This window comes from Roseateles sp. DB2, assembly GCF_051857535.1.
In the GTDB taxonomy this organism is placed as follows: Bacteria; Pseudomonadota; Gammaproteobacteria; order Burkholderiales; family Burkholderiaceae_C; genus Roseateles_B.
The window spans coordinates 53574-75716 of sequence record NZ_JBPZGY010000014.1 but is presented as its reverse complement, the minus strand read 5'-3'; the positions used below and the strand labels follow the sequence as shown (position 1 = coordinate 75716).

At 69.6% G+C, this 22143-nt stretch carries 15 protein-coding genes; 5 read left to right on the top strand and 10 right to left on the bottom strand.

Features of this window, described 5'->3' with window-relative positions; translation table 11 throughout:
- Positions 1 to 17: 17 nt before the first annotated feature.
- On the bottom strand, positions 18 to 3992 hold the full coding sequence (locus tag ACS5PK_RS18440) for a two-component regulator propeller domain-containing protein (RefSeq protein WP_439441728.1): 3975 nt from the start codon (positions 3990 to 3992) through the stop codon (positions 18 to 20).
- 210 nt (positions 3993 to 4202) lie between these two features.
- On the opposite strand from ACS5PK_RS18440, the gene ACS5PK_RS18435 reads away from it, so the two are divergent.
- Entirely contained in the window at positions 4203 to 4862 is a 660-nt protein-coding gene (locus tag ACS5PK_RS18435) for a LysE family translocator (RefSeq protein WP_439441727.1), read from the top strand.
- A gap of 15 nt (positions 4863 to 4877) precedes the next feature.
- On the opposite strand, the gene ACS5PK_RS18430 is transcribed toward ACS5PK_RS18435, so the two are convergent.
- The 7 genes from ACS5PK_RS18430 to ACS5PK_RS18400 all read right to left on the bottom strand — a co-directional run bounded on the left by ACS5PK_RS18430 (position 4878) and on the right by ACS5PK_RS18400 (position 14953).
- Positions 4878 to 6521 carry a SulP family inorganic anion transporter gene (locus ACS5PK_RS18430; protein ID WP_439441726.1) on the bottom strand — a complete coding sequence of 548 codons (1644 nt, stop codon included), beginning with the start codon at positions 6519 to 6521 and terminating at the stop codon, positions 4878 to 4880.
- A gap of 14 nt (positions 6522 to 6535) precedes the next feature.
- Positions 6536 to 7408: an MBL fold metallo-hydrolase gene (locus ACS5PK_RS18425; protein WP_439441725.1), complete on the bottom strand. Its 873-nt coding sequence runs from the start codon at positions 7406 to 7408 to the stop codon at positions 6536 to 6538.
- 63 nt (positions 7409 to 7471) lie between these two features.
- Positions 7472 to 9553: a diguanylate cyclase domain-containing protein gene (locus ACS5PK_RS18420; protein ID WP_439441724.1), complete on the bottom strand. Its 2082-nt coding sequence runs from the start codon at positions 9551 to 9553 to the stop codon at positions 7472 to 7474.
- The gene (locus ACS5PK_RS18415; RefSeq protein ID WP_439441723.1) at positions 9550 to 11625 is read right to left on the bottom strand and encodes a diguanylate cyclase domain-containing protein; all 2076 of its coding nucleotides are present in this window, start codon (positions 11623 to 11625) and stop codon (positions 9550 to 9552) included. The genes ACS5PK_RS18420 and ACS5PK_RS18415 overlap by 4 nt, the downstream gene beginning before the upstream one ends.
- A 93-nt stretch (positions 11626 to 11718) precedes the next feature.
- Positions 11719 to 13008 carry a solute carrier family 23 protein gene (locus ACS5PK_RS18410; RefSeq protein WP_439441722.1) on the bottom strand — a complete coding sequence of 430 codons (1290 nt, stop codon included), beginning with the start codon at positions 13006 to 13008 and terminating at the stop codon, positions 11719 to 11721.
- Positions 13009 to 13245: 237 nt separating this feature from the next.
- A complete protein-coding gene (locus ACS5PK_RS18405; RefSeq protein ID WP_439441721.1) occupies positions 13246 to 14130 on the bottom strand; it encodes an alpha/beta hydrolase in 885 nt (294 codons plus the stop codon).
- 211 nt (positions 14131 to 14341) lie between these two features.
- Positions 14342 to 14953, bottom strand: coding sequence for a TetR/AcrR family transcriptional regulator (locus tag ACS5PK_RS18400; protein ID WP_439441720.1), 612 nt, complete (start codon positions 14951 to 14953; stop codon positions 14342 to 14344).
- Positions 14954 to 15050: 97 nt separating this feature from the next.
- Between ACS5PK_RS18400 and ACS5PK_RS18395 the strand changes: the two genes are divergently transcribed.
- Together ACS5PK_RS18395 and ACS5PK_RS18390 are read left to right on the top strand one after the other, a co-directional pair.
- A complete protein-coding gene (locus ACS5PK_RS18395) occupies positions 15051 to 15548 on the top strand; it encodes a GrpB family protein (RefSeq protein ID WP_439441719.1) in 498 nt (165 codons plus the stop codon).
- Positions 15549 to 15584: 36 nt separating this feature from the next.
- Positions 15585 to 16055: a carboxymuconolactone decarboxylase family protein gene (locus tag ACS5PK_RS18390; RefSeq protein ID WP_439441718.1), complete on the top strand. Its 471-nt coding sequence runs from the start codon at positions 15585 to 15587 to the stop codon at positions 16053 to 16055.
- Between the two features lie 16 nt (positions 16056 to 16071).
- On the opposite strand, the gene ACS5PK_RS18385 is transcribed toward ACS5PK_RS18390, so the two are convergent.
- Together ACS5PK_RS18385 and ACS5PK_RS18380 are read right to left on the bottom strand one after the other, a co-directional pair.
- Positions 16072 to 17922, bottom strand: coding sequence for an ABC transporter substrate-binding protein (locus ACS5PK_RS18385; RefSeq protein WP_439441717.1), 1851 nt, complete (start codon positions 17920 to 17922; stop codon positions 16072 to 16074).
- Positions 17923 to 18030: 108 nt separating this feature from the next.
- Complete coding sequence (locus ACS5PK_RS18380; protein WP_439441716.1) at positions 18031 to 19884, bottom strand: ABC transporter substrate-binding protein; 1854 nt, start codon at positions 19882 to 19884, stop codon at positions 18031 to 18033.
- 259 nt (positions 19885 to 20143) lie between these two features.
- Here ACS5PK_RS18380 and ACS5PK_RS18375 point away from each other — a divergent pair, with 259 nt between their 5' ends.
- Positions 20144 to 21082: an ABC transporter permease gene (locus ACS5PK_RS18375; RefSeq protein WP_439441715.1), complete on the top strand. Its 939-nt coding sequence runs from the start codon at positions 20144 to 20146 to the stop codon at positions 21080 to 21082.
- An 8-nt stretch (positions 21083 to 21090) separates the two neighbouring features.
- Positions 21091 to 22137, top strand: coding sequence for an ABC transporter permease (locus tag ACS5PK_RS18370; RefSeq protein ID WP_439441714.1), 1047 nt, complete (start codon positions 21091 to 21093; stop codon positions 22135 to 22137).
- The last annotated feature ends 6 nt before the right edge of the window (positions 22138 to 22143 follow it).

The window sequence follows — 22143 nt, the reverse complement described above, 5'->3', positions numbered from 1 at the left end:
CTCCTTGGGCAGGTCGCTCAGACCCCGCCGCCCTGCTCCCAGCCCTCGTCCAGGGGCAGGGTACGGCCGGTGGGGCTGAGCTTGCCATCGACGGGTGCCACCCGCGGCAGATCGATGACGAAGCGCGTGCCCTCACCCATCACGCTCTGCACGCGGATGCTGCCGCCCAGCAGGGTATGGACGATGTTGTAGCAGATGTGCAACCCCAGCCCCGAGCCGCCCTGGCCCAGGCGGGTGGTGAAGAAGGGCTCGAAGATGCGGCGCAGGTGCTCAGGCGGGATGCCGCCGCCGTTGTCCGTGAACTCGATCAGCACGCGGTCCGGCCCCTGGGCCTGGGTCAGCAGCCGCATGTGCCCGCCCTTGAAGCCCTCGAAGCCATGCAGCATGGCATTGAGCACCAGGTTGCTGAGCACCTGGCCCAGGGGGCCGGGGAAGCTGTCCATGTGCAGGCCGGGCTGCAGCTGCAGGCTGATCTCGTGCTCCTCGCGACGGATGCGGCTGGACAGCGTCATCACCACCTCCTCGACCGTCTGGGCCAGGTCGAAGCTGCGGCGCTGGTCCGAGGTCTGGTCCACGGCCAGCTGCTTGAAGCTGGCGATCAGGTTGGCGGCCTGCTCCAGGCTGCGCAGCAGCAGCGAGGTCGAGGCTTCGCTGCCCTCGCAGAAGCTCTGCAGCTCGCTGCGCCGCAGGCCGCCGTCCTGGACGCGCCGCAGGAAGTCCTTGCTGGCATCGCGCAGGGTGCTGGCCATCAGCAGGCTGTTGCCGATGGGCGTGTTGAGCTCATGGGCCACGCCAGCCACCAGCGAGCCCAGGGCCGCGAGCTTTTCCTGCTCGACCAGGCGGTCCTGCGCGAGCTGCAGCCGCCGGTAGGCCTCCGCATTGTCGTAGGCGACCGCGGCATAGGCGCCCAGGGTGCGCAGGATGTCCAGGTCAGCCAGTCCGAAGGCCTTGGGCACCTCGCTGAGCACGGCGATCACGCCCATCACCCGACCCTTGAGCTGCATGGGCACGTAGAGGCCGGAGCGCGCCTTCTTGACCGGCCGGCCGTCAGCCAGTCGCGTGTCCTCCTGCCCGCTGAGCTGGCGCACATGGCTGTCCAGGCGGCGGATGTCCTGCGGGAACTCGTCGATCATCAGCTCGCGGGCCTCCAGCACGCACTGGGTGGAGGGCTGGTCCTGGGCCGCGAGGCTGCGCTGGTAGGGCATGAAGGGCTGGCCGTCCTGCATCACGAAGTCGAAGTCGATCACGCCGACGTCCCAGTTCACCCGGCCTACGCCGAACACATTGGCATTCATCAGCTCGCTGACATGGGCATACAGCGTCTGCTGGATGGTGGGGAGGTCGCGCGTGGCGGTGATGTCGCGGCCGATTTCGCTGAGCAGGGTGATGCTGCGCCGCGCCTTCTCCGCAGCCTCGCGTTGAGCATCGGCCTGCTGCTTCTCGATCTGCAGCTGCCGGCCCTGCTCCACCACCTCTTCTGTGCGCTGGGCCACCTTGGCTTCCAGGCGCAAGCGGGCTGCATGCAGCGTCGCGGTGCGCCAGCGATAGGCCCAGGCCATCAGGGCCAGCAGCGTCAGCATCACGGCGCTGCGCCACCACCAGGTGCGCCAGAAAGGCGGCAGGACCTCGATCTCGATCAGGGCCTGGGCCTGGCTCCACACGCCGTCAGGATTGGCTGCACGCGCCAGCAGCCGGTAGCGGCCGGGGTCGAGGTTGGTGTACGTGGCCATGGCCTGCTCGCCCCGGCCCTGGATCCAGTCCCGGTCGAAGCCTTCGAGGAACCAGGCATAGCGGTTGCGGCGCGGGTCGGCGAAATGCAGGGCCGAGAGCTCGAAGCTGACCATGGCCTCCTCGTGGCCCAGCTGCATGCGGCGCGCCGCGTGCAGGGGCCCGGTGATGCCCACATCGCGCAGGCTGAGGCTGGCGCTGGAGCCCACGCCCTGCGCGCGGCTGGCAGCGCCGGCGTCTGGCAGCAGGCTCTGGTTGTACAGGCGCAGGTCCGACAGCACCACGCTGGGCGCCTGGGGGTTGTCGCGCAACTGGCCGGGATGGAAACGGATCACGCCCGTGCTGCCGAAGAAGAGGCTGCCATCCGGCCCACGTGCCGCCGCGCCGAAGTTGATGCCGCCGCCAAAGCGCGAGCGGCCGGGATAGCGGCGGGCACGCTGCTGGTCGGGCAGCAGCTGCACCAGACCGTCCTCGGCACCCAGCCAGATCTCGCCGTCCAGGCTGTCCTGCAGCGCCTCGTAGGAGCCGCGGCCCAGGCCCGGCGTGCCGGACCAGTCCCGCAGCCGCCAGCCCGCTGCCTCCTGGCGCAGCTCGTGCACGCCCTGGTTGCTGGCCAGCCAGAGCCGTCCGCGCGCATCCTGGCGCAGGGCGTGCACGGCCAGCTTCTCGGGCTGGCGCAGGGTCTCGTCGGGGGCCAGCACGAATTCGAAGTCGTCGGTCTCGGGCCGGTGCAGGTAGAGCCCGCCCTTGGTGCCTATCCACAGCCGGCCCTCGCGGTCTTCCAGCAGGCAGTCGATGGTGTCGTGCTGCAGGGCATGGGCCACGCCGGGCCGGGCGCTGTAGCGGCGCGCCTGCAGCTCGCCGGCTTCGATGCGGTAGAGCCCCGCGGCACTGCTGGCCCACAGCCGGCCTTGCCGGTCCTGCACCAGAGCGCTGATGGAGCCCTCGGCCGGCGAGCGGGCCTGAAGCGCGACGACCTGGCTGCGCCGCTGGCGGGTGTTGTAGCGCACCAAGCCGCCGTCACCGCCGACCCACAGCAGGCCGTCGCGGTCACGCAGGAGGGTTTTGATGTTGCGCAGAGGCAATTGGGCGGGCGGTATGCGCTCCACGTCGCCGCTGGCCAGGTGCAGGCGGTTGAGACCGCCGCCGTAGATGCCCACCCAGAGATGCTCGGCATCGTCCGGGGCGAAGGCCATGGGCGAGTCGCCGCTCAGGCTGTAGTCGTCGCCGGGCACATGGTGATAGCGGAGAAATCCGCCGGAGCGCAGATCGGCCAGGCTCACGCCCTTGCCCCAGCTGCCCGCCCACAGCACGCCGTCACGGTCAATCATCAGCGAGGCCACGCTGTCCGAGGCCAGGCTGTCAGGCACGGCGGGCTGATGCCGGTAGCGGCGCAGGCCCTGGCCGTCGTCCCGCCACTGGAAGAGGCCCTGGTGGTCGCCCATGCCTATCCAGACGCCGCCTTCGCGGTCCTGCACCAGGGCGAAGACCGTGCTGCGCGGCAGCGCCAGCGTGGACAGCCTGGTATCGGGGTGGCCTGTGCGCCCGTCGGCATCCAGGGCCCAGACCTGGATGCCGCCGCTGAGGCCTACCCACAGCCGGCCGCCCTGATCCAGCAGCAGACTGCGGGGCAGCAGCTCCGCAGCGGGGCGGCCCTGCGCCATGGGATGGGATGCGACCTGCAAGCGATGGCGAAGCTGGCCCCGGGCGTCCACATGAAGCACCCAGCCGTCCTGGGCAAACCAGGCACCGCCCTGCCCGTCACCCTGGAAGGCGCGCACCCGGCCCGTGGGCGCGGGCAGGTCGGCTGGCGGATCCCAGCGGCTGAACTGCTCGCTTTGCCGGTCCAGCAGGTACAGGCCGCCGGCCAGGGCTGTCCACAGCTGTGTGCCCGAGCGCGGCGCGATGCCCACCACGCGGCGCTGCTGGAGGGCCAGGCCGGGCGGCAGCGTCAGGCGATGGATCTTCTCGGTGGCCAGCTCCAGCCGGTCCACGCCGTCGCTGGTGCCCACCCACAGGCTGCCCTGGCCGTCGTCCAGCAAGGCATGGATGAAGGGATGGCTGAGGGTATCCGGCTGCTCGGGGCGTGCCGCGAAGGCCTGGACGTGGCGGCCATCGAAGCGGGCCAGCCCGCTGGTGGTGCCCAGCCAGACGAAGCCGCGCTGGTCCTGGAAGCTGACCATGACTGCATCGCTGGGCAGGCCGTTGCCGGAGTTGAGCGCCGTGAAAGGCAGCGCCTGCAGGGAGGCCGGGGACGCGAGCATGGGCAGAAGGGCAGCCGCCATCCCGGCCAAGGCCAGCCGGGCAGCCTTCCATTCCAGACTCGCAAGCCATGAAGTCACGCGTCAACCTCTGCAGCCATCAGCCCCCAGGGTAACGAATGCCCGCGCCACTGACCAGCAGGCACAACACGCCCCCCGTCGAACAGGTGGGCCCGGCCGCTGGGCTATGCTGGCTGTTTCCAGGAGCCAGCCATGCTTGCCACCAGTCTCGGTATCCACGATCTGGGCCTTTTCATCGTCTCGGGTCTGCTGCTCAACATCACGCCGGGGCCGGATTCGCTGCTGATCATGAGCCGCAGTGCCACCCAGGGCTGGCGCGCGGGCTCGGCAGCGGCACTGGGCATAGGCACCGGCACGCTGGTCCATGTGCTCGCCGGAGCCCTGGGGCTCTCGGCCCTCCTGGCGGCCTCGGCCACGGCCTTTGTCGTGGTCAAGCTGTTGGGCGCCGCCTACCTCGTCTGGCTGGGGCTGGGCATGCTGTGGCAGCGCCGTCCGGCGGCCGCGCCAGACGCGGGCGAAGCGACACCGCGCCCGGCAGCGCTGGCGCTGTGGGCCGTCTTCCGCCAGGGCCTGCTGACCAATGTGCTCAATCCCAAGGTGGCGCTTTTCTTCCTGGCCTTCGTGCCCCAGTTCATCAGCGCGGAGGCGCCGCACAAGGGCTTGGCCTTCGTGCTGCTGGGTCTGATCTTCAATCTCAATGGCATGCTGTGGTGCCATGCGCTGGCCTGGTTCACTGCCGGTGCGAGCCGGCGCATCCGCGTGCCCGCGGCATTGCTGAGCCTGCTGAATCGCAGCATGGGCGCCCTCTTCCTGGCTTTCGGCGTTCGCCTGGCGATGTCCGAGTCGGCATGAGGCGGGCCGGCTGGCTCAGGGGCTGATCCAGTCCTGGGTCTGCCCGGCCGTCATGCCCTGGTGATGGCTCAGGTGGACCTGGCCGCGGAACCAGCGCTCCCAGCATGCAGCGCGCAGGCGGTCCAGCACGGGGCCCTTGAGCTCGCTCAGGTCCAGGCGCACGCCCTGGCGCAGCAGGCTCTCATGCAGCTCACGCAGGGCTTCCAGGCCGCTGTAGTCGATGCTGTTGACCGGCGACATCTGCAGCACCACGCGACGGGTGCCCGGGTGCAGCGCGAGCTGGGCCTGGACCACGTCGGCCAGGCTGCGGGCGTTGGTGAAGAGCAGGCTCTCGTCGATGCGCAGGCCCATCACCTCGGGCAGGCACTCGACCTCATGGCGGTCGACGTTGCGGTAGTGCTCAGTGCCGGGCACCCGGCCTACCAGGGCCACATGCGGGCGCGCCGTGCGCTGCAGCAGCAGGGCGATGGAGCCCAGCACGCCCAGACCCAGGGCCGCAGCCACGCTGACGTTGAGTACCAGCAGGGTCACGGCCAACATCAGCAGGCCTTCGCCCCGGGCATAGCGCCAGGCTTCCAGATAGGGCCGCCATTGCAGGCCCGAGAGCACCGCCACGAGGATGCTGGCCGCCAGCACGCTGCGCGGCAGCCAGGCCAGGGCGGGCGCCAGGCTCAGGGCGGCGGCGCCCATCAGCAGGGCTGCCATGACGCTGCTCATGCGACTGCGGCTCCCGGCCTCGTACAGCAGGGCGCTGCGCGAGAAGCTGCCGGCCACCGGCATGCCCGCGCTGAAGGCCGCGGCGAGGTTGGCGCCGGCCAGGCCCATCAGCTCGCGCCGCGGGTCCACCCGCTCGCCACGGCGTCGCGCCAGGGCCTCGGCGACGACCAGGCTGCTGACGTAGGCGATGAGTGCGATCAGCAGCGCGCCGGGCAGCAGGGCCAGCCACAGGGCGGGGTCCAGCGGTGGCCATTGCAGACGCGGATGCAGCGCCGGCAGCTCGCCCACCAGGGGCACGCCCAGGCCCCGGGCCTGCACCAGCCAGGCCATGCCCAGGGTCAGCAGCAGGACGGCCAGGGGCGCCAGCCGTGCCCAGAGCCCGTGCAGCAGGCGCCGGCCCAGCAGCAGCAGCAGCACCGCCGCCAGGCCGAAACCCAGGGTGGGCGCGTGCCAGCGCCAGCCGCTGTCCGCCGCACTGCTGATCAGGGCAGGCAGCTCGGAGCCTTGGGCGGGGCTGCCCAACAGGGCGGGCAGTTGGCTCAGCGCAATGGCCAGCGTGGCGCCGGTCTCGAAGCCATGCAGCACCGGCACGCTCATCAATGCCGCCAGCGCATCCAGGCGCAGGGCGGCTGCCGCAGCCATCAGCAGGGCCGACTCGGCGGCGAGCACCAGGGCGGCCTGGCTGGCGCTGTAGCCCGCCGGAGCGGCGGCCGTGGCCTGGGCCACCATCAGCGCGACGATGGCCACGGGGCCTACGCCCAGATAGGGACTGGAGCCCAGCAGGGCATAGGCCAGCAGGGGCAGCAGGCTGGCGTAGATGCCCACCTCGGCGGGCAGGCCGGCCAGCACGGCATAGGCCAGGCTCTGTGGGATCAACAGCACGCTGACCACCGCCGCGGCCACCAGGTCGTCTCTCCAGTGGCCTCGGGCGTAGGCAAGCAAGGCCTGTAGCGGTTTCACAGGGCGTTGAGGGGAATCTTCAGGTAATGGATGCCGTTGGCCTCGGCCGCCGGCAGCTGCCCGGCTCGCACATTGACCTGCACGGAGGGCAGCAGCAGCAGGGGCATGGCCAGGCTGCGGTCGCGGGCCTGGCGCATGGCAATGAAGGCGGCCTCGCTGACGCCCTGGTGCAGGTGCACGTTGTGGGCACGCTGTTCGGCCACCGTGCTGACCCAGCAGGCCGGGCGGCTGGCCGGCGGGTAGTCGTGGCATAGATGCAGGCGTGTGTGCCCGGGCAGGCTCAGCAGGCGTTGCACGGAGCGGTAGAGCGTGGCGGCGTCCCCGCCGGGGAAGTCGCAGCGGGCGCTGCCGTAGTCGGGCATGAAGAGGGTGTCGCCGATGAAGACATCGTCACCGACCTTGTAGCTGATGCAGGCGGGCGTGTGGCCGGGCGTGTGCAGCACCTCGACCTCCAGCTCGCCGATGGCGAAGCGGTCGCCGTCCTCGAAGAGCCGGTCAAAAGGGCTGCCGTCGACGGGAATGCCAGGGTCGTTGAACAACTGGCGGAAGACCTGCTGGACCTCGGTGATGCGGGCGCCAATGCCCAGGCGTCCGCCCAGGCGCTGCTTCAGGTAGGGCGCTGCGCTGAGGTGGTCAGCGTGGCAGTGCGTCTCCAGCAGCCAGTCCACGGTGAGCCCCTGTTCATGCACCCAGGCCACGATGAGATCGGCGCTGAGCTCGCTGCTGCGGCCGGACTTGGGGTCGTAGTCCAGCACGGGGTCGATGATGGCGCAGCGCCGGCTGGCCTGGTCGGCCACCACATAGCTCACGGTGTGGGTGGCCGCGTCGAAGAAGGCATGGATCTGGGCCTGGATCTGGGGGTGAGGCATGGCGGCTCCTGCATGAGCCCGGGCAGTATAGGCGCGGGGCCGCAGCGGCAGCCCCCATGCCGGCTATGGCGCTGTCGGGCCCAGTACCTGCAGCAGCTGCACGCGGGAGGAGATGCAGGCCGCGTCGAAGTCGGCCTGGATCTGCGTCAGGGCCTCTGTGTCGTGGGCATCGATGGTGGCGATGCCAATGGCGCGGTTGCGGCCCTGGGCCTTGGCGGTGTAGAGCACCATGTCGGCCCAGTTGACGGCCTGCTCCCAGTGCAGGGAGAGGCCCGTGGGCGGCAGCGGGAAATGCGCAAAGCCGACCGAGACCGTCACATGCAGGGGGCCGTCGGGCGTCTGCACGGTCTCGCCGCCCACGGCGAAGAGGATGCGCTCGGCCATCTGCTGCAGCTGTGCCGGCGGTACGCCGGGCACGAAGACCAGGAACTCTTCTCCGCCCCAACGCACCACGAGGTCTTCCTCGCGCACGGCCTGGCTGATGCGGCGGGACACCTCGCAGATCACCGCGTCGCCGGCCGAGTGGCCGTGCTCATCGTTGACGTGCTTGAAGTGATCGATGTCCACCATGAGCAGCGCGCCGTTGAAGGTGTTGGCGGCATGCTGCTCCATCACCGCCATGAAGTGGCGGCGGTTGGCGAGGTTGGTCAGCGGGTCGCGCTCGCTCTGGGCGCGCAGCAGGGCCTCGTTGGCCTTGAGCTGGCGGTTGGCCTGGCGCACCTTCGTCAGCATCATCACCAGCAGGGGCAGCAGCAGGGCCGTCAGCAGGGCCAGGGCCATGCCCACGCGCTGGGCCAGCACGCTGTTGGAGACTTGGCGCGCCTTGAGTTCGCCGTCGCGCTGCAGCAGGGTCAGCTCGGCGCTCTTGCGGTCGCTGTCATAGCGCAGCTTGAGTTCGTCCAGCTGGGCCTTGCGGGAGGCCTCCTGCAGCTGCTGGCTCTGTTCGCGCTCGGCGACCAGGGCCTTGAGGGCCTCGGCCCACTGGCCGGCCTCGGTCCAGGCGTCGGCCAGCTCTTCCAGCTCATGGCTGCGTTCCGCGGCACCGACCAGGTCCGGTCGCATGGCGTCCAGGCGGCGGCGCTCCTGGCGTGCGGCATCGAACTGGCGCAGCTGGATCAGGGCCAGGCTCATGTTGTGGCGCACGATGCGCTCCATGCGGCGGTCCTGGAACTCCTCCAGCGCGGGCAGGGCCAGGCGGGCCGCGGCCAGGGCGCGCTCGGCTTGCTTGGCGCTCAGATAGAAGTCCGCCAGATTGCTGCGCACCACGGCTTCCACCCGGCGCGCGCCAGCGCTGTGGGCCAGGCTCACGGCTTCTTCCAGGGCGCGCAACTGGCCGCTGCGGTCCTTGCGGGCGACGGCTATGCCGCCTTCGTAGACCTTGATGCGGGCCAGGGTCGGCAGGTCCGCCTGGGCTGCCTGCAGAGCCTGGGCCAGGTGCTGCCGGCCGGCTTCGACCTGGTCCTGCTGGTGCTCGGCCACGGCCAGGCGGCCCAGGCTCAGGGCCAGCAGGCCGGGCAGCTTGAGCAGCCGCGCCAGGGTGACATGGCGTTCGAGCACCGTGATGGCGCTGGCGCCGGCCCCTGTGGCTTCCTGGCTCAAGGCCAGCAGGCGCAGGCCCAGCCAGGTGGCACTGGCATCGCAGCCGGCTTCCACGCTGTCCTTGAGTTCGCTCTCCTTGTGTTCCCACTGGCAGGGCGGATGCAGCAGCTCCAAGCCCTTGCGGGCCAGTTCGCTGGCGGCCTGGGGATGGTCCTGCCTTTCGGCCACCATGGCACGGATCAGCAGGGCATGGCCGGGGAAGTCCTTGTCCAGCTGGCGGGCCAGTTCCTCGGCCTCGCTGGCACCTTGACCCGAGGTCAGCGCCGCGGCCAGGGTCAGGGTCAACTCGGCCTTGAGGGCGGCATCGCCCGTGGATTCGGCCAGCTGGACCATGGGTCGCAGGGCCTTGGCCGCCTCCACGGGGTGGTCATAGGCCAGCAGGGTGAGCATCAAGGCCTCGCGGCGCAGCTCGGTACGGCTGGGCGCGCCGCCGCCGCTTGGCGCAGGCGCGGCCAGGGGGCCAGCCGCGGGGATGACTGCGGTCCCGGGCGCACCGCCTACGAGGCCGGCGGCCAGTGCCAGCAGCAGGGGCAGCAGGCGCTTCATGTGCGAGGCTCCGTCCATTGGGCCGGGCCGGCCTGGGTCGAGAGCCGGACCTTGCCGTCATGCCAGGCGGCTTCCATCTGTTCAGCCAGCTGCAGCAGGCCCTCGCCGTCCGCTGCATCGGCCCATTGCAGACCATAGGCCTTGTTGCGGCCGTGGGCCTTGGCCATGTACATGAGGGTGTCGACCATGTCGATGGCGCGCTCCCAGTGCAGCGAGACGCTGTGCGGCTCGATGGGCAGGCTGGCAAAGCCGATGGAGGCCGTCACAGGGACCGTGTGGCGCTCGTGGGTCACGGGCTGGCCGCCGATGGCCTCCAGCAGGCGCTGGCCCAGGTGCTGGGCAAAGACCGGGTCGCAGGACTTGATCACGATGAGGAATTCCTCGCCGCCCCAGCGCACCACGAGGTCATCCTCTCGCAGGGCCTGGCGCAGGCGGCGTGAGACCTCCACCAGCACGGTGTCGCCAGCGGCATGGCCGTACTGGTCATTGATGCGCTTGAAGTGGTCGATGTCGATCAGGAACAGGCTCCCGCGCAGCAGGTCCTGCTCCTCGCGCTGGCGGATGGCTGCCTGGAAGTGGCGGCGGTTGGCCAGGCCGGTGAGCGGGTCGCGCTCGCTTTGCACCTTGAGCCGTTCATTCGTGCTTTGCAGCGCCATATTGGTCCGGCGCACGCGGCGGTAGGCCAGCAGCAGCAGCGCCCCAGCGGCCAGCACGCAGCCACCCATCAACAGCCACAGGCGGAATTCCAGCTGGCTGGCGCGCAGCTGCTCGTTCTTGAGGCTCATGTCGCGGTTGAGCAGCTCGAATTCGCGGCTGCGGCGGTCGGCCTCCAGGGCTTCCTGGGCTTCCAGCACGGTCTTGCGCAGATCGTCGCGATAGAGCTGGCGGCGGTACTGGCGCTCCTGCAGGTAGGCTTGAACGGCTTCCTGAGTCAGGCCTACGTCCTGCAGGGCGCGGCCGTACTCCTCGTACAGGGCGTCCATGCCGGTTGCGGAGCCGGCATCGTTGGCCAACTTGAAGCCGGTCTCCACCTCCTGCCGGCCCTGGGCCACCTGCCCGGTGTGCATCAGCGCAATGCCCAGGTTGTGCCGCGCCAGCGATTCCGCGAATCCGTCCTTGCGCTTCTGCGCCAGGCGTATGGCCTCGGTGGTCAGGGCAATGGCGCCGGCCCACTCCCGCTTGCGAAGGAAGTCGTCGGCACGGTTGGCCAGGGCATTGGAGATCAGGTCTTCGAGGCCGGTCTCGCGCGCCGCGTCCAGGGCGGCCTGCGAGGACCGCTCGGTAATGGCGCGATCGCGGTCCTGGAACAGGGAGCCGCGGTTGACCTCGATGAAGTAGCGCATCAGCGGGTTCTTGTCATTGGCCGCGAGCTGCTCCGCCTCTTCCTGCGCCTTCACCGCCTGCTCGAACTGCTGGGCAGCGGCATAGGTGCCGGCCAGCTGCAGGCGCGCGAACACGCGGCGCGAGGGGGACGCGGCCGGCCCGTCAGACAGCTCCAGGACCCGGTGGGCGGCGCGCAGGGCGCGGTCGAACTCGCCCTGGTCGGTGAACATGCCCGCCTGCATCGAATACAGCGTCAGCAGCAGGCGCGGGGGCTGGCCGGCCTCGTCGAGCTTGTCCAGGACCGACAGGATCTTCTTGAGCTTCTGGCCCTGGCCCGACAGTGCCGCGCGGCGGGCCTCGATCACGGCCAGGGTCAGCCGCACCGTGGTGGCGATGCGCGGATCTTCGCGGCCCGGCCACTGCTCCAGCTGCTGGCGCAGCTCTTCGTAGCGCTCGGCTTCGTCGACCCGTGCCACGACCACTGCGCGCAGGCCCAGCACTTCCAGCCGGGCAGCGCTGCCGGGCGGAAGCTTGGCGGCCATGTCGCGCAGCTCGTCGTCCGTCTGGCGCGGATGCATGCGGATGGTGAGTTCCATCTCGTCCAGGCGGGCCAGCAGCTCGGGCGAGGGGGCGTCGGCCGGCGAGGCCGGGCGGCCGTCCGGCTGGCAGGCGGCCAGCCCGAGCACGAGAAGACCCGTCGCCAGGCCAAGGCGCCAGCGCGGGGGGGCAGAGCGTGAGCGTGTTCTCATCGACTGGGCGTTGAGTCGATTTGACGCTGAGTGCAGGACTTCGACGAGGGCCGGCATCGCGTTTTAGTCAAAAAAGTACGCAGACATCGCCATTCATTGCCTCGGGCGGCCTGGCGCCAGCAGCAGGTTCAGCAGCAGGGCGCCGAAGGTCGCGGTGCCGATGCCGCCCAAGGCAAAGCCGCCCATGCGCAGGGTGTAGTCCCCGGTGCCCAGGATCAGGGTGATCGCGGCCAGCATCAGGTTGCGTTGCTGGCTGAAGTCCACGCGGTTGTCGACCCAGATCTTGGCGCCAGCCACCGCGATCAGGCCGAAGACCACGATGCTCACGCCGCCCATCACCGGCAGCGGGATGGTCTGGATCAGGGCGCCGAACTTGGGCGAGAAACCCAGTACGACAGCCAGCAGGCCCGCCACCACGAAGACGGCGCTGGAGTAGATGCGGTTGGCGGCCATCACGCCGATGTTCTCGGCGTAGGTGGTGACCCCCGTGCCGCCGGCCGCACCGCTGAGCATGGTGGCCAGACCGTCGCCCATGAAGGCGCGGCCCATGTCGCGGTCGATGTCGCGGCCGGTCATGGCGCCCACGGCCTTGAGGTGGCCCAGGTTTTCGGCCACCAGGATCAGTGCCACCGGCGCGATCAGCAGCATGGCGCCGGCCTCGAAGCGCGGGCTCGCGAAGTGCGGCAGGCCGAACCAGGCGGCCTGCGCGACAGCGCTGAAGTCCATGGGCTTGCCCAGGCCCAGGCCATTGGTGAGCAGGGCGTACAGCGCGCTGGCGATCAGCAGGCCCGCCAGGATCAGCAGGCGCTGCAGCAGGCCGCGGCTGCGCACGGCGACCAGGGCCACGCAGAGAAAGGTCAGGGCCTGAACCCAGGCGTCAAAGGGCGTGGGCGCCATGTTCTTGATGGGCACGCTGGCCAGGTTCAGACCGATCACGGCCACGATCGCGCCGGTCACCACCGGCGGCATCAGCCGCTCGACCCAGCCCGTGCCCAGCCGCTGGACCAGGGCACCGATCAGGAAATAGAGGGCGCCGCAGGCCACGATGCCACCCAGGGCCAGGCCGATCTGGGCATTGGGTCCGCTGCCGCCATAGCCCGTGGCGCTGATCACCACGCCGATGAAGGCAAAGCTGGAGCCCAGAAAGCTGGGCACGCGTCCGCCCACCATGAAGAAGAAGAGCAGGGTGCCGATGCCGCTCATGAGGATGGCGACATTGGGGTCGAAACCCATCAGCAGGGGTGCCAGCACGGTGGCGCCGAACATGGCCACCACGTGCTGGAGGCCCAGGGCGATGGTCTGTGGCCAGGCCAGGCGTTCGTCGGGTGCGACGGCCTGCCCGTCCAGGGCGGCGACCTCACGCCATTGGGGGATCCAGCTCACAGCGCGCTCCTCTCAGGCTGCTTTTGACTTCTGAAGCTCGGAATTTCCCGGCCCCCTGATTCAGGGGAGCATGGCTTCCGGCACCTGTGCGCGCAGTGTAGTGAGCGGGGGAGCGCCCCTGGCTCGGGCTATATCCCTATATGGGGTGACCCCCGCCGCGGAAAGTTGCACATTTTGTAACGATTTTGGCGGTGGGCCTTGGATTCATGCTGGGGATATATCAGCGGAGCCCGGCGATCAGGCGGCTGCGGCCAGCCAGGCGGCCACCTGTTGCTGAACGCTCGCGTCATCGAGGAGGCGGCGGTGGCCCAGGCCCTCGGTGAGCCGCAGCGTTGCCTGCGGCAGGGCTGCGGCCAAGGCTTCGCTGTAGGCGGCCGGCACGGCGCGGTCCTGGCGGTCATGCACCAGCAGCACGGGCAACTGCAGATGCTGGCCCAGCCAGGCCGGTTCGAAGCCGGCCAGACCCGGCCGTGCGCGCGCTTCCAAAGCCTGGCGCAGGCGTTCCCGCACGGCCGTGCCAAGACCAAAGCTGGCCACAAAGCCCTCCAGCAGATGACGGGGCGGCGCCGAGCAGGCCAGCAGCGCCAGGCGCTGCACCGGCAAGCCGCGGGCAACGCCGTGAGCGGCAGCCAGGGCGCCGATGGAATGGGCGGCAATCCCCACCCAGGGCCCCTGCTCGACAGTCAGCACCTGCAGGGCGCGCTGCCACTGGGCGATGTCGGTGCGCCAGCCGCTGCTATGGCCGTGGGCCGGCCAGTCCAGCACATAGGGTGACAGCCCAGCGTTCCAGCAGGCCTGGGCCAGGCCACGCAGCTGCGTGGCCTGCCCGCTCCAGCCATGCAGCAGCAGCACGCGCGGGCGCTGCGCGCCGTCCGGCCGGTGCCACAGCTGCAGGCGGCGGGTCTCGAAGGGCAGGGTCAGTCCTTGCCAAGGCGCCATCGGAGGACGGTGCTGCAGCAGGCGCGGCGGCAGGGGGGTGTCGAAGAGACGCAGGGCCAGCCGCGCTGCCTGGGCGGGTGCATGGCGCTGCAGCAGCGCTAGGCTCAGGCGCAGGCCTTGCAGCACACGGCCCTGGGCATAGAAGCGATCGACGGCGGGACGGGTCTGGCGAAGCTCGCTCATGGGCTCACCCCAGAAAGAAATCGCGGTTGCGGGAAGGTATGGCGCGCCAAAGGCGTAGCAGGCCTTGCCAGCCCCGCCACAGGAGGCCGGCCAGCCCGCACAGGGCGAGGATCAGAAGAGGGCTGAACATGATGATGGCCTTTCGGTGTATTTCGCACGATCGTGCGAAGTTGGGGTAAATGAAGCGGGCTTCATGAGGTGGCGAGGCGGCTCAGGGGTGGGCGGGGCGCAGGCCCTGCATCAGGCGCTGGTAGGCATTCCAGCCGCGCTCGGCGGCCAGGGGGTCGCGCAGAAAGCGGGTTTCACGCACGACGGCGGTGAAAACAGCGTCAAGGTCGAAGACCAGCTGGTCGGGGTCCAGGTCTGCATGCAGGTGGCCGCATTCCACGGCCTGCAGCACGCTGCGCCTGAGCACCTGGCGCCAGCGCTTGACGCCGGCCAGCAGCAGGTCGCGCAAGGGGCCCTCGCGGTCATCGAACTCGAAGGCGCCTGCGGCATAGAGGCAGCTGCCGCGATGGCCGGCCTGGCAGGCCCGGGCCAGCCAGGCGCGCATGATGGCGTCCAAGCGTGGCAGGCCGCGAGGCTCGCGCAGGGCGGGCACGAGGATGTCCTGCTGGAAGCGGCGGTCGAACTCGTCCAGCACCGCCTTCTGCAGGGCCTCCCGGGAGCCGATGCGCGAGAACACGCCGCTCTTGGACAGGTTCAGGCGCTTGGCGATCTCGCCGATGGACAGGCTCTCCAGGCCTTCCAGTGCGGCCATCTCCAGCGCCATGTCCACGATGGCGGTCTGGGTCAGCTCGCTGCGCTCGGTCTTGGCTTTCATGTCAGCAATTTAGCACGATCGTGCGAAGTTGCAAGCATCCGGGTCTCCGTGGGGCTTTGAGACACTCGGGCCTTCGCCGCTCCCTGCCCGCCCCGTCATGCCCCTTCTGGCCGCCGCCGACTACCAGCCAGCCATGCAGGCCTTGTTTGACCGCAGTGCCGCTGCGCTCCAGACATTGCTGCCGATGGCCCGCGTGGAGCATGTGGGCGCCTCCTCCATTCCCGGCGCCTGCTCCAAGGGTGACCTGGACATCTGCGTGATCGTGCCGCCCGAGATGCATGCCCAGGTGGTGGACCTGCTGTGCGGCGCGGGCTTCGAGATCAAACAGGACACCCTGCGCACGCCCGCGCTGTGCATGCTGCTGGCGCCGCCGGACTGGGCGCAGGGGCATGACCTGGCCCTGCAGCTCGTGGCGCAGGGCTCGCCCTTCGAGGACTTCCTGCGCTTTCGCGACGCCCTGCGCCGCGAGCCGGCCCTGGTCGCTGCCTACGACGCCGTCAAGCGGGCGCACTGGGAGCAGGGCGAGGACGCTTATCGTGCGGCGAAGGCCCGATTCATTGAATCCGTGCTGGCGCGGCCTGGCGACTGCCTATAGTCCGCCCCGCGCCGGTCGTTCGGCGGGATGGATGCCATGAGTGAAGTACATGCGGTGGAGCCGCGCCTGGACTGGGCGGCCTTCGAGAAGGACGCCGGCGGCGTGGTGCTGGCCCTGCGCGAACTGGGCCGCGCCGTGGACGCCTCGGGCCTGGACAAGGGCCTCAGCGAACTGCTCAAGGTACGTGTCTCCCAGATCAATGGCTGCGCCTTCTGCCTGCAGTACCACCTGAACCTGGGCCGCAAGCTGGGCCTGCCCGCTCTGCAGCTGGACCAACTCGCCTGCTGGTCGGACTCGCCCGCCTTCGCGCCCCGCGAGCGGGCCGCCCTGGCCTGGGCCGAGGTGCTGACGCTGCAGGCCTCGCGTCCGGATACAGACGCCGCCTATGCCGCACTGCAGGTGCAGTTCAGTGCCGCGGAGATCGCCAACCTGACCGCCGCCATCGGGCACATCAATGCCTGGAACCGCATCGCGGGCGGCCTGCGCTTCACGCCGCCGTCGGCCTGAATCCAGTCTGCCGGCCTCAGGCGGGTGGCGCGGGTGGCGCACCCTCGATGTCCACGCACTCCCACCAGTGCAGCCAGAACAGCGGCCGCCGGTAGCCTTGCACCCAGGGTTGGGCGAGGTCGGTGACGTAGCGGTGGCCGCGGTACTTGTAGGGCATGTAGGCCGTGGCCAGGCGCTTGCTTTCCCTGAACAGGGCCTGGCGCTGCGGGCCGTCGGGCAGGCCGCCGGCCTGGTCGAAGAGGCGGTCCATGGCCTCCAGGCGGAAGCGTGCGAAATTGGAGGCGCCGATGTGGCCGCTGTGGAAGCTGGCCAGCGCGTCCTGTGAGTCGGGCTTGGCGGCCGAGAGGGCCAGGCTCCAGATCATGTAGTGCCCGGCGCGCAGGGCCTTGAAGTTCTCGGGCCACTTGCCGGTGCGGAACTGCACGCGCAGGCCCACGGCGGCCAGGTTCTTCTGCCAGAGTTCGTCGATCTGGCGCTGGAAGCCGTCGGGCGTGGTGAGGCTTTCCAGCACCAGCTGGCGGCCGTCCGGGTCCTCGCGCCAGCCGTCGCCGTCGCGGTCTCGGTAGCCGTAGAGGTCCAGCAGGGCCTTGGCGCGGGCGGGGTCGAAGTCGCCCATCTCGCTCTTGTAGTCGGGGTCGTAGGCCGTGGTGTGCGGGATGTAGGGCGACTGCGCGGGAATGGCCTGGCCGCGGCGCGCCAGGCTGATCTCGCGCCGGCAGTCCGTGGCCAGGCCGATGGCGCGGCGCAGGGCCACGCGTGCCGGCGTGTAGCCGCCTACCACCGGGTCGTCCATGTTGAAGACGGTGAACAGCACGTCGGCCAGCAGGGCGCGGTAGGCCTGGATGCCCTGGCGTGCCAGGTTGGGGGCGAGGCGGCCCTGGGGCAGGATCTGCTGGATGAAGTCCTCGGGCGTGCGCTCCAGGAAGTCGAACTGGCGGTTGAGGAAGGACAGCCAGCGCGGCTGGTTCTCCTCGATGATGGCCACCTGCACCTGATCGACCATGGGCAGGCGCCGGCCCTTGTAGCGGGCTAGCAAGACCTGACCCTCCTTGTCGTCCGGGGCGGGCTGGGCGTCGTAGTAGCGCTCGCGGTAGCCCGGGTTTCGGTCCAGGGTGATCAGGGAGCTGCGCCGCCAGGCGCTCAGCACGAAGGGGCCGGTGCCCACCGGATGCTCCATGGCCTGGCCCGGATAGGCCTCGATCACCTCTCGGGCCACCGCGCCGTAGGTGTCGATCTGGGCGAAGACCTCCATCAGCCGCGGCCGCGTTTCCTTGAGACGGATCTGCAGGGTGTAGCGGTCCAGGGTGCGCAGGCCTTCGATGGGCCTGTCGTAGTCGAAGGGCGTCTTGCTCCGGAGCAGGCTGGCACGGTACTCGGCCAGGCCCAGGATGCCCAGTTCGTCCACCTCGGACCAGGATGGCGAGGCCAGCTCCGGATCGGCGAAGCGCTTCCAGCTGTAGACGAAGTCCTCGGCCACCAGCTCGCGGCGCTGGCCCTTGAAGGCGGGGTCGGCTGCGAAGTAGATGCCGGGGCGCACCCGCATGGTCCAGACGCGGAAGTCCTCGGAAACCTCCGGCATGCCCTCGGCCACCAGGGGCTTGAGCCGGGCCGGGCGGGCCAGGTGGTCGTAGGTGTAGAGGCCCTCGAAGATGTGGGCGGTGATGATGCGTGAGTAGAGGTCGCTGATGCGAGCGGGGTCGAAGCCGGTCTCGGCGACGCGGAAGGCATAGCGCAGGACCTTGGCAGGTCCTGCGGCCGGGGTGCCAGGCTGGGGGACGGCCTGTACCGGCAAGCCCAGGCTGCCCAGGCTGGCCAGGGCCAGGAGTTCACGGCGGGAGGGGCCGCCCGCTGGAGCGCGGAAAGTCATGGGCGCAGTGTCGCGGAAGGCCTGGCTTCCAAGAGCACGTATTCACCCCTAGAGCGCCCCGATCCCCGGGGGGCATGCCTGCGGGTTGTCACGGATGGGCGGGCCGACTCAGGGGCGGGCACGGGCCTGCTGTTCGAGGTCGATGTCCACGAAGGCCCAGAAGTCGCGCATGTAGATGTTGCGGTCATAGCCGATGACCCAGGGCTGGGCCATGTCGGTGTAGATGCGGTGCACCTCGGCCTTGAAGGGCATGTAGGCCACCAGCAGGCGTTGCGCCTCGGCCATGAGGGCCTGGCGCTCGGGGCCGTTGGGCAGGCGCTTCTGTTTGGCATAGATCGCGTTGTAGGCCGGCAGGTCGAAGCGCGATTTGTTGGACTGGCCCTTGTTGGGCCCATAGCCCAGGCCCAGGAAGGAGTCACCATCCGGCGCCGTGGCACTCCAGCCCACGCCCCACATCTGCAGCTTGCCGGCATTGGACGCCTTGAGGTTCTCCGGCCACTTGCCGAAGCGGAACTTGAGGCGCACCTGGATGGCGTCCAGCGCTTTCTGCCAGAGTTCGGCCAGTGCGCGCTTTTCGCCGTCAGGCTCGGTGGTGTACTCGATGACCAGGGGCGACCCGTCGGGCTGGTCGCGCCAGCCGTCGCCGTCCTTGTCCACGTAGCCGTAGAGGTCCAGCAGAGCACGGGCGCGGCCGATGTCGTGCTGGCTCATCTCGGAGCGGAAGGCGGGGTCGTAGCCGAAGGTGCCGGGCGGCACAGGCCCCTGCGCCGGGATGGCCTGGCCGCGGCGTGGCAGGCGGATCACCTTGTCCAGGTCCACGGCCAGGGCGATGGCGCGGCGCAGGGCGACCTTGTCCGGCGTGTAGCCGCCCACCACCGGGTCTTCCATGTTGAAGTAGGAGAGGTAGAGGTCCGCCCGCGCATAGCGCACCGCCTGCATGCCCCGCTTGGCGAGGTTGGGCGCGAGCTTGTTCTTGGGCATCACCTGGGGCATGAACTCCTGGGGCACGTCGTCCACCAGGTCGAACTCATTGCGCAGGAAGGACAGCCAGCGCGGCTGGTTTTCCTCGATGACGGCGATCTCCACCCGGTCCACCATGGGCAGCTTGCGGCCCTTGAGTCGGGCGGCGGCCTCGACCATGCGCCTGTCGGCGGGGTCAGGTGTTTCCTCGTAGAAAACGTCCCGGAAATTGGGGTTCTTCTCCAGCACGATCAGGGAGCTGCGCCGCCAGTCGGCCAGGCGCCAGGGGCCGGTGCCCACCGGATGCTCCATGGTCTTTCCGGGATAGGCCTCGACCACCTCGCGGGCCACCGCGCCCAGCATGGCGTCGGCGAAGTTGTTGACGAAGCGCGGGTCGCCCAGCTCGGTGCGGACCTGGAAGGTGTAGCGGTCCAGCAGCTTGAGTGCGGCCACCTCGCGGTCGTAGTCGAAGGGTTTCTTTCGCTTGATTGCTTCCTGGCGCAGCTCGGAGAGGCCCGGCAGCAGGGCGTTCTCCAGGATGTAGAGGTTGCTGCTCTTGTTGGCAGGGTCGTAGTGGCGCTTGATCGAGTAGATGTAGTCGGCCGCGGTCAGTTCGCGCTTGCGGCCCTTGAAGGCGGGGTCGTCCGCGAAGTAGATGCCGGGCTTGATGCGGAAGGTGAGGGTTTTGAAGTCCTCGCTGATTTCGGGCAGCGCCTGCGCGGTGGCGGGCTTGAGGCGCACCGGGCGGGCGAGGTAGTCGAAGCGCAGCGGGGCGTCGAAGATGCCGGCGGTGATGGTGCGGGAATACAGATCGGAGACCTGCGCCGGGTCAAAGCCGGTCTCGGCGATGCGGATGGCGTAGCGCAGCACTTTCTTCGGGGCGACGCCCTCGGGCGGCGTGGGCTCGGCAGGTGCCGGTGCCGACGACGGGCCGGGCGCCTGGGCTTGCGCCGGCGCGCCCAGGGCACCCAGCAGGAGAGCAACAACGACAACAGCACGCATTCTTGGCATCCCTCGAGAACCGTCCTGCCGGCAGCCAAGCCCGGCACGGGCTGGCGATTGTGACGCGTAAAGGCGCAGGGGCGCCCTGGAATTCCCCTAGGAATAATCCGGCATCGCCTCCGCATAAACCGGCATGGGCAGGGCGCGGGGCCTGCACTAGACTGCGCCCGAAGTCCGAGCGGCCAGCGCCCGCCGCCGGGTCCCCTCACGAGCTCTGGCCGTCGCCAGGGCTGGCAGTCCGATTTGGAGACCGACAGCCATGACGGCTTATCTCTTGCGGCGCCTGTGGCAAATGATCCCCACCCTGCTGGGGGTCGTGCTGCTGGTGTTCTTCCTGTTCCGCTGGTTCGGCGGCGATCCGGCCGAAATTCTGGGCGGCCAGAACGCGTCCGCCGAGCAGATCCAGGCCATCCGCGAGCAGCTGGGCCTGAACCGGCCCGTGTGGGAGCAGCTGCTGATCTTCCTCAAGCAGATCGCCACCTTCAACTGGGGCCACAGCTGGGCCACCAACGAGTCCGTGGCCACGCTCTTTGCGACCCGCATGCCGGCCACGCTGACGGTGATGCTGCCCATCCTGTGCCTGGAGGTGCTGCTGGCCATTCCCTTCGCCCTGGCCGTGGCCGCCGTGCGCGGCTCGCTGACGGACCGGGCGGTGATGGTGCTCAGCACGGTGGCGGTGTCCATCTCGCTGCTGGTCTACGTCATCGTGGGCCAGTACTTCTTCGCCTTCCGCCTGGGGCTGTTCCCGGTGCAGGGCTGGAGCAACAGCACCTGGACCAATCTCACGACCTACGCGCCGCTGCCGGTCATGGTGGCGGTGGCCGTGGCCCTGGCGCCCTACACGCGGCTCTACCGCAGCTTCTTCCTGGACGAGATCGGCCACGACTACGTGCGCACCGCCCGCGCCAAGGGGCTGCCCGAGCGTCGCATCCTGCTCAGGCATGTGCTGCGCAATGCCATGATCCCCATCCTCACCAACATCTCCGTGGCCCTGCCTGGCGTGTTCGTGGGCTCCTTCCTGCTGGAGGTTTTCTTCTCCATCCCCGGTCTGGGCCGCGAGCTGCTGCTGGCGGTCAACCGCAGCGACTACCCGGTCATCCAGGCCTTTGCCATCTACCTGGCCATGCTGACCATGGTGATCAATCTCCTCACCGACCTGCTCTACAAGTGGGTCGATCCCAGAGTTGTCCTGAAATGAGCGCCACCATGACCTCCGCACCGGCCGCGACCAGCACCGATTCGCGTGGCTCGCAGGGCGTCTGGGCCGCGGCCTGGCGGCGCCTGCGTGGCGACCGCCTGGGCATGGCCTGCCTGTGGGTCGTGGCCCTGTTCCTGGGCCTGGTGCTGGCCACCGGCCTGGGCCTGATCGCCTCGGGCTGGCAGAAGGAGATCGGCGTGCCCAACGCGCCGCCCAGCTTCATGGGCCCGGCGCCGGGCGAGGCCAGCCAGGCCGCGCAGGGCCCCCTGGGCCCGAACGTGGACCTCTCCGACATCGACCCCCTCGCCCCGCGTTACGCCGAGTGGGAGGCCAAGGCCCGCAGCTTCAAGACCGAGGATCTGGTCAAGCAGGAGACCCTGCCCTTCGGCGGTGACCGCCTGGGCCGCGACGTGCTGTCCAAGGTGCTCAAGGGCGCTGAGGTCTCCATCATGGTGGGCGTGCTGGCGGCCCTGGTCGCCACCCTGATCGGCACGGTGCTGGGCGCCCTCTCCGGCTTCTTCGGCCGGCGCGTGGGGGACTTCCTCGAGTGGGTCTACAACGTCTTCACCGCGGTGCCGGACATCCTGCTGATCTTCGCCTTCGCGGCCATCTTCGGCCGCGGCGTGCTGCCGGTGGTGATGATCCTGGGCCTGGCGGGCTGGACCGGTGTCTACCGCCTGGTGCGCGCCGAGTTCATCAAGCATTCCAGCCGCGAGTACGTGCGCGCGGCCGAGGCCATCGGCGCCTCGCAGGGCTCGCGCATGTTCCGGCATATCCTGCCCAATGTGTCCCACGTGACCCTGGTGCAGCTGTCCTTGCTGGTGGTGCGCTTCATCAAGAGCGAGGTGATCCTGTCCTATCTGGGCCTGGGCGTGAGCGTGGACCAGGTCTCCTGGGGCACCATGCTGGCCGAGGCCCAGAGCGAGCTGATCCTGGGCTACTGGTGGCAGCTGACGGCCGTGGCCGTGTGCATGGCGGTCTTCGTGACGGCGTTTGCGCTGTTCACCGATGCCTTGCGAGATGCCCTCGATCCCAAGCTTCGCGGTCTCGAGTGACCCGCT

What these genes read in the sequence shown, in the direction of transcription:
- ACS5PK_RS18440 (WP_439441728.1), bottom strand. Translation starts at nt 3,992, where the DNA reads ATGCTCGCGTCCCCGGCCTCCCTGCAGGCGCTGCCTTTCACGGCGCTC.
- ACS5PK_RS18435 (WP_439441727.1), top strand. Translation starts at nt 4,203, where the DNA reads ATGCTTGCCACCAGTCTCGGTATCCACGATCTGGGCCTTTTCATCGTC.
- ACS5PK_RS18425 (WP_439441725.1), bottom strand. Translation starts at nt 7,408, where the DNA reads ATGCCTCACCCCCAGATCCAGGCCCAGATCCATGCCTTCTTCGACGCG.
- ACS5PK_RS18420 (WP_439441724.1), bottom strand. Translation starts at nt 9,553, where the DNA reads ATGAAGCGCCTGCTGCCCCTGCTGCTGGCACTGGCCGCCGGCCTCGTA.
- ACS5PK_RS18415 (WP_439441723.1), bottom strand. Translation starts at nt 11,625, where the DNA reads ATGAGAACACGCTCACGCTCTGCCCCCCCGCGCTGGCGCCTTGGCCTG.
- ACS5PK_RS18405 (WP_439441721.1), bottom strand. Translation starts at nt 14,130, where the DNA reads ATGAGCGAGCTTCGCCAGACCCGTCCCGCCGTCGATCGCTTCTATGCC.
- ACS5PK_RS18400 (WP_439441720.1), bottom strand. Translation starts at nt 14,953, where the DNA reads ATGAAAGCCAAGACCGAGCGCAGCGAGCTGACCCAGACCGCCATCGTG.
- ACS5PK_RS18395 (WP_439441719.1), top strand. Translation starts at nt 15,051, where the DNA reads ATGCCCCTTCTGGCCGCCGCCGACTACCAGCCAGCCATGCAGGCCTTG.
- ACS5PK_RS18390 (WP_439441718.1), top strand. Translation starts at nt 15,585, where the DNA reads ATGAGTGAAGTACATGCGGTGGAGCCGCGCCTGGACTGGGCGGCCTTC.
- ACS5PK_RS18385 (WP_439441717.1), bottom strand. Translation starts at nt 17,922, where the DNA reads ATGACTTTCCGCGCTCCAGCGGGCGGCCCCTCCCGCCGTGAACTCCTG.
- ACS5PK_RS18380 (WP_439441716.1), bottom strand. Translation starts at nt 19,884, where the DNA reads ATGCGTGCTGTTGTCGTTGTTGCTCTCCTGCTGGGTGCCCTGGGCGCG.
- ACS5PK_RS18375 (WP_439441715.1), top strand. Translation starts at nt 20,144, where the DNA reads ATGACGGCTTATCTCTTGCGGCGCCTGTGGCAAATGATCCCCACCCTG.
- ACS5PK_RS18370 (WP_439441714.1), top strand. Translation starts at nt 21,091, where the DNA reads ATGACCTCCGCACCGGCCGCGACCAGCACCGATTCGCGTGGCTCGCAG.